This window comes from uncultured Flavonifractor sp. (genome assembly GCF_944383115.1).
Classification (GTDB): domain Bacteria; phylum Bacillota; class Clostridia; order Oscillospirales; family Oscillospiraceae; genus Flavonifractor.
Map to the genome: position 1 here is coordinate 23,047 of NZ_CALWOJ010000018.1, position 6,193 is coordinate 29,239.

Annotated in this window: 6 protein-coding genes; 1 reads left to right on the plus strand and 5 read right to left on the minus strand. The window is 57.7% G+C overall.

Going from position 1 to position 6,193, the window contains the following annotated elements; translation table 11 throughout:
- Positions 1 to 7: 7 nt before the first annotated feature.
- The 5 genes from Q0K43_RS03830 to infC all read right to left on the minus strand — a co-directional run bounded on the left by Q0K43_RS03830 (position 8) and on the right by infC (position 3,899).
- Complete coding sequence (locus Q0K43_RS03830) at positions 8 to 2,206, minus strand: M56 family metallopeptidase (protein WP_297289246.1); 2,199 nt, start codon at positions 2,204 to 2,206, stop codon at positions 8 to 10.
- Between the two features lie 12 nt (positions 2,207 to 2,218).
- A complete protein-coding gene (locus tag Q0K43_RS03835) occupies positions 2,219 to 2,569 on the minus strand; it encodes a BlaI/MecI/CopY family transcriptional regulator (protein WP_297289247.1) in 351 nt (116 codons plus the stop codon).
- 125 nt (positions 2,570 to 2,694) lie between these two features.
- A complete protein-coding gene (gene rplT, locus Q0K43_RS03840; protein WP_297289248.1) occupies positions 2,695 to 3,051 on the minus strand; it encodes a 50S ribosomal protein L20 in 357 nt (118 codons plus the stop codon).
- Positions 3,052 to 3,089: 38 nt separating this feature from the next.
- Positions 3,090 to 3,293: a 50S ribosomal protein L35 gene (gene rpmI, locus Q0K43_RS03845; RefSeq protein ID WP_087188806.1), complete on the minus strand. Its 204-nt coding sequence runs from the start codon at positions 3,291 to 3,293 to the stop codon at positions 3,090 to 3,092.
- A 39-nt stretch (positions 3,294 to 3,332) separates the two neighbouring features.
- Complete coding sequence (gene infC / locus Q0K43_RS03850; protein ID WP_087188805.1) at positions 3,333 to 3,899, minus strand: translation initiation factor IF-3; 567 nt, start codon at positions 3,897 to 3,899, stop codon at positions 3,333 to 3,335.
- Positions 3,900 to 4,154: 255 nt separating this feature from the next.
- On the opposite strand from infC, the gene Q0K43_RS03855 reads away from it, so the two are divergent.
- Positions 4,155 to 6,089: a bifunctional metallophosphatase/5'-nucleotidase gene (locus Q0K43_RS03855; protein ID WP_297289249.1), complete on the plus strand. Its 1,935-nt coding sequence runs from the start codon at positions 4,155 to 4,157 to the stop codon at positions 6,087 to 6,089.
- The last annotated feature ends 104 nt before the right edge of the window (positions 6,090 to 6,193 follow it).

A 6,193-nucleotide genomic window follows, 5' to 3' on the forward strand; every position in this document is an offset into this window, starting at 1 on the left:
TCCTTTTTTATTGTGCATTTGTCAGCTGGATGAGTTCCGTGTATGAGTCCCCGGAAGCGGTCATAATCTGGACTTCTAGCTGTGTAGGATCATCCAGGTAGCGTAGCCCATTGATATGGTCGCCTTCGTTTAGTAGGAGGGAGGCCAACAGAGTGCCGTCATAGGCGTATACATCGGACCAGAAGGAATAGACGATGCTGCGGATGTCATTGCCATACCAGGTTAGGTTTGCCCCCTGAATATCCGGTTCAAAAGTTTGGGTAACCGTATTAAAGATGCAGTACACGCCGTTTTGAGGTCCGGTGTGTCCTTCAAAAATCAGATAGTCCCCAATTTGATATTGATTGGTGATTGCATTGATAGCGCTGTTTCGCTGGGACAAATCATACTCTGTTGAATCGTATAAAAATATGGTACCATGAACCTCTGCGGATAGAGCGGAGGGAAAAGGGTCGCTGACTTCGCTATTCTTAGAAAAGACCGCCCCGTCGGCCACCTTCACATAGATGAAATTAGTGGAACCATTTGCCTGGAAGATCAGATCGTTTCCCTCCATGCGGAAACGATTGACCTTGGGGACGCCGGTCTCATCCTCCAGGGTGAGAATATCGCCGGATACAGACCACTTGCCTGCACCGATATAGCTGCTTAACCCCCCTTCATAGTAGGTGAAGGAGCCGTCCGTCCGGAGGGTGATGGTAAAATCACCGCCGAACCCATCCCCCTCATAGAGGTAGAGCCCGGCGGGGGAGAACTGACCCCCGGATGTTTTATAACCCTCTTTGGCATACTGGACCTGGTTGCACATTATGTTAATCATAAGAGTATCTTGAGCGGCCATACAGGCCTCTTTGGACACATAGAAGGTAAACTTGGCGCCGGGTTCGTAGCCTCGCAGGTCAAGGGCGTCTGGGTAGGTGGTGGTCCCGTCTTTGAGGATCTTGCTTCTCAAAAGGATCTGGGGGCTGACGGAGGAATCTTCTGTGGCCTGCAATGGGGTGACAAAACTGCCGTAGTTGGAGAAATGGTAGGAGCAGTCAAAGGTCATATACAGCAGTTCATCGCTTTCGTTGGAAGGCATGACATTATGGAGATAGATGGTGGTGACGTCATCCTGCCAGACCACCACCTGGCCGTCGGCAAAGGTGTGGCCCTCGCCGGTATAGCAGTCGTCGGTCAGGGCGGATTTGGGGACGGTCAGGGTCAGATCTATCTGTTCCTGCCCCAGAACCTCATAGCCGTCCTGGGTTAAAACATCATAAACGGTGGGCGCTTTGGGACTGGTCAGGAAACACAGGGCGGCAATGGCGCAGGCGATGAGGGCGATGACCACGATCCAGAAGGCGGGCTTCCTGTAGTGCATCACCGCCTTCACCCGGCTTTTCACCCCCGCCTCTCCAAAGGCCAGGGGGCAGGGGGCCGCGGGGCGGCGGTGGATGCTGCAATTCAGCAGGGCGGTGGAGTAGCCCTTCCGGGCCTGCTGGTCTAGCGTCCGGATGGCCTTCTCGTCGCAGGCCCCCTCCAGATCCCGGCAGAACAGCACATAGGCCACCCACATCAGGGGATTAAACCAGTAGATCGACAGCAGCACATAGCCCAGCAGCTTCCACCAGTGATCCAGACGGCGGATATGGGTCCGTTCGTGGGTCAGTACATAGGTCAGGTCCTGCTCCGGAATGTGGTAAGGCAGATAGATGACCGGGCGGAACAGCCCCAGTACAAAGGGGGAACCCACCTGCTCACTCTGCCGGATGTTGTCCTCCAGCAGGGTGGCGGTGGCCAGCCGCCGCTTGAGCAGCAGGGTGCTGACCAGGGCGTAGAGCAGAAGCCCCGCTATCCCGGCCAGCCAGATCCGGGACAACAGGAAGGACCAGACCTGGGTGGGATTGACGCTGGCCCCCGCAGCCGGTGCCAGGGCCTCCTGGAGGATGGGGTTGACGGCGCTGTTGACAGCGGGGATGCCGCTTTGGATCTGGGGTGTAGCGGTGGAGAGGATCTCCCGGGGCAGCGGCTGGGCGCTGGGGATCAGGCTGAACGAACTTTCCAAGGAAAAGGGGAACATCAGCCGAAGAGCCACCAGGCCCCAGAGCAGGCAGAAGCTCCACCTGGGGGCTTTTCGCAGGAGCAGCCGCAGCGCCAGCACCGCCAGCACCAGCCAACCGGCCGTGAGACTGAGGTTGACTACAGTCAGGAACAGCTCTTCCATCGTGGCACCTCCTTACTTTTCAATGATGCGCCGGATCTCCTCCACCTCTTTCTCAGACAGGGCCTGTCTGCGGGCGAAGGCGGCCAGAAAGGCGGGCAGGGAGCCCTGGAACTTCTTCTCCATCAGTTCGTCCAGCTCGGACACCTGGGCCTGCTCCCTGGAGATCAGGGCGGTCACCAGCCCGTCCTGATTTTTCAGCACGCCCCGTTCCCCCAACCGCTTGATGACGGTGTAGGTGGTGGTGCGCTTCCAGCCCAGCTGGGCCTGACACAGCTTGACCAGCTCCGTGGTGGTCACCGGTTCGTGCTCCCAGAGAATGAGACAGAACCGGTATTCGCTTTCAAAGATTTTGGGCGTCTCCATAGGAACCTCCTTTGTCTAATGGGATAGACTTCTTGCTTGTAGTCTATCTTATTAGACAGGCTTTGTCAAGGGCATAAAAAAATTCCTGTGTTCCAAAGAGGAACACAGGAATTTTGGATTCAAACTCAGGCCAGCTGAGCCTTGGCCATCTCGGTCAGGGCGGTGAAGGCGGCCTTGTCGTTGACAGCCAGCTCGGCCAGCATCTTGCGGTTGATGGCCACGCCGGCCTTCTTCAGGCCGTTCATGAAGGTGGAGTAGTTCATGCCGTTCATCTTGCAGGCGGCGGAGATACGGGTGATCCACAGGGAACGGAAGTCGCGCTTCTTCAGCCGACGGCCGGTGTAGGCGTAGGTCAGGGACTTCATGACCTGCTCGTTGGCCATCTTGAAGTGCTTGCTCTTGGCGCCCCAGTAGCCCTTGGCCAGCTTGAGGATCTTATTTCTTCTCTTGCGCGTCATCATCGCGCCTTTGACTCTTGCCATTGTAAAAAGCCTCCTATGTTAAGGTAAAGTAGAATATCTTATTTGTAGGGGATCATGCGCTTGATGGCGGGCTCGTTGGTCTTGTCCGCATAAGCGCCGGCGCGGAGGCCTCTCTTACGCTTGGTGTCCTTGCCGTGGCCGTTGAGCAGGTGGGACTTGAACGCGTGGGCGCGCTTAACCTTGCCGGACTTGGTCAGGCTGAATCTCTTCTTGGCGCCGGAGTGAGTTTTCAGTTTAGGCATGGTGGTTAACTCCTTTGTGTTTGGATTTCGGGGCTGTGGTCAGGACTTCTTGCCGTCCTTGGCCACTTTGGGGGAGAGGAACATGGACATATGCCGTCCGTCCAGCTTGGGGTCCTTGTCCAACGCGGCCACCTCGCTGCACTGTTCCGCAAACTTGAGCAGCAGGCCCTTGCCGATATCGGTGTGGGCCATTTCGCGGCCGCGGAAGCGGACGGTGACCTTCACCCGATTGCCCTGGCTCAGGAACTTCTGGGCGTTGCGGAGCTTGACGTTGAAATCGTTCACGTCAATGCCCGGCGACATACGGACTTCCTTGATCTCCACGACGTGCTGGTTCTTCCGGGCCTCTTTCTCCCGCTTGGTCTGCTCGAACTTGTACTTGCCATAGTCCATGAGCTTACACACGGGGGGCACGGCGTTGGGAGAGATCTTCACCAGGTCCAGGTTCTGCTCGATGGCGCGCTCCAGCGCCTCACGGGCGGACATGATACCCAGCTGCTCGCCGCTGTCGGAGACGAGCCGGACTTCCTTGTCGCGGATCTCTTCGTTGATCTGATGACCCTGTTTGCTGATACGAAAGCACCTCCAATTCTTTGCTGCATACAAAAACGCGGTTACCGCATTCCGGTACCCGCGCCACAACAAGACAGCCACGCCGGACATCGGCGCGCCGCTGACCATGTTGACCTCTTTGCTGCTGCTGGAGGTGAGGACGGGGATACCTTCCTGCTTTATTGTACCGGGAAAGTATATCAAATAGAAGCAAAAATGTCAAGCATGAAATACAAGGTGAAACTGCCGCAAATTATGCTTTTCTTTTTGTCGAAATTATGGCAAAATGAGGGAAGAGGAGGGAGTATTATGGCATTTCGCGGCCTGAGACAGTTTGTATTGGCCTTTCTTGTGGGCGCACTGCTGATTGCCGCCTGTCCCGCCTGGGGCGCGGCGTCGGAGACCCATAACGCGGTGATCCTCTTTACCCACGATACCCACGACCATTTTTACCCCGCTCCGTCGGAGGACGGGGGGGAGTACGGCGGCTATACCCGCCTGGCTACCCTTTTAAAGCTGGAGCGGGTCAAGTATCCCGACGCCATCACGGTGGACGGGGGCGACTTCTCTATGGGGACCCTGTTCCAGACGATCTATGGGACCCAGGCGCCGGAACTGAAGGCCCTGGGGGCAATGGGGTATGATGTGACCACCCTGGGCAACCATGAATTTGACTATCGGCCGGCCGGCCTGGCTCAAATGCTGGAGACGGCGGCGGCCAGCGGCAGCCCGGTGCCTGCCATTGTCCAGTCCAACGGGACGGTGCTGGACGGAGCGGGCGCCGAGGAGCTGCGGGAAGCTATGGAGGACTATGGTGTGCAGGATCACATCATCCTCACCCGAGGCGGGATCAACTACGGTATTTTCGGCCTGATGGGGGAGGACGCCGATGCCTGCGCGCCCATGTCGGGTATGGAGTTTGAACCGGTGGCCGACGCTGCCCGGCGGACGGTAGCGGCCCTGGAGGAAGAACTGGCTCAGCTGGATGGCCCCTCCCTCATTGTGTGCCTCTCCCACACCGGTACCGATGGTGGGAAAGGAGAGGACTATGAGCTGGCAAAGGCGGTGGACGGCATCGACGTGATCATCTCCGGCCACACCCACTCCACCCTGGAGGAGCCGATTCAGGTCAACGGTACCCTTATTGTATCCTGCGGGGAGTATACCACCAACCTGGGTGTGCTGTGCCTGGAGGTGGACGATGCCGGTACGGTGACCGACTTTGATTACCGGCTGGTGCCGGTGGATGAGACGGTGGATGCCGACCCGGAACTGGAGCGGCTGGCCCAGTCCTTCCAGCCCATCATCGAGGAGGAGTACCTCTCCCAGTTCGGACTGACCTTCGACCAGAAGCTGGCCACATCTCCCTTTGATTTTACGCCCATCTCCCAGTTCGGGAAGGAACACAGGGAGGATACCCTGGGCAACCTCATTGCCGATTCCTATATCTATGCCGTGCAGCAGGCGGAGGGGGAGGACTATGTGCCGGTGGACTTCGCCGTAGTGGCGGCAGGGGTGATCCGGGAGTCCTTCTCCGCCGGGGAGATCACCACGTCGGATGCGTTCAATGTGTCCTCTCTGGGCTCGGGCGCCGACGGATCGCCGGGCTATCCGCTGATCTCGGTGTGGATCACCGGCCGGGAACTGCGGGATGCCTTCGAGGTGGACGCCTCTGTGACCGGCCTGATGCCCGCTGCCCAGATCTACGGCTCGGGCATGACCTGGACCTGGAATCCCTATCGAATCATCCTCAACCGGGTAAATGACTGCGCTCAGGTGCTGCCTGACGGCAGCAAGATCCCTCTGGAGGACGACAAACTCTACCGTGTGGTGACCGGTCTGTATACCGGTCAGATGCTGGGTACGGTGAACGACCAGTCCTTCGGTATCCTGACCATCACGCCCAAAGATGCCCAGGGCAATCCGGTCACCAATTTTGAGGACCAGATCATTTACACCGATAACGGTTCGGAATTGAAGGAATGGTATGCGTTGGCCAGTTACCTCCAGTCGATGGGTACGGTGGACCAGCGTTACGCCGCTCCGGAGGGCCGCAAGGTGGCGGAGGCATCCCTGAACCCTGTGAGTTTGCTGAAGGGGCTGAATCTGGTGGGCTGGATTGCGCTGGTGGTCTGCCTGCTGCTGCTGGCGCTGATCGTATTTATCGTATATCGGATCGTTACCCGTCGGAATCGCCGTTACGGTGGACGCCGAGGAAGTGGTTACCGCCGCTATCGGGGGTAAGAAGGAACAAAAAGGCGCCGCAGAAGTTGAACTGAACCAGTAAAAGCGGACAATAGACAAAACGCCCCCTGATGTAGGAAAATGGAAGTACTACATCAGGGGGT

Excerpts from the sequence above, each read along its gene's own strand:
- Q0K43_RS03830 (WP_297289246.1), bottom strand. The coding sequence starts at position 2,206 with ATGGAAGAGCTGTTCCTGACTGTAGTCAACCTCAGTCTCACGGCCGGT.
- Q0K43_RS03835 (WP_297289247.1), bottom strand. The coding sequence starts at position 2,569 with ATGGAGACGCCCAAAATCTTTGAAAGCGAATACCGGTTCTGTCTCATT.
- rplT (WP_297289248.1), bottom strand. The coding sequence starts at position 3,051 with ATGGCAAGAGTCAAAGGCGCGATGATGACGCGCAAGAGAAGAAATAAG.
- rpmI (WP_087188806.1), bottom strand. The coding sequence starts at position 3,293 with ATGCCTAAACTGAAAACTCACTCCGGCGCCAAGAAGAGATTCAGCCTG.
- Q0K43_RS03855 (WP_297289249.1), top strand. The coding sequence starts at position 4,155 with ATGGCATTTCGCGGCCTGAGACAGTTTGTATTGGCCTTTCTTGTGGGC.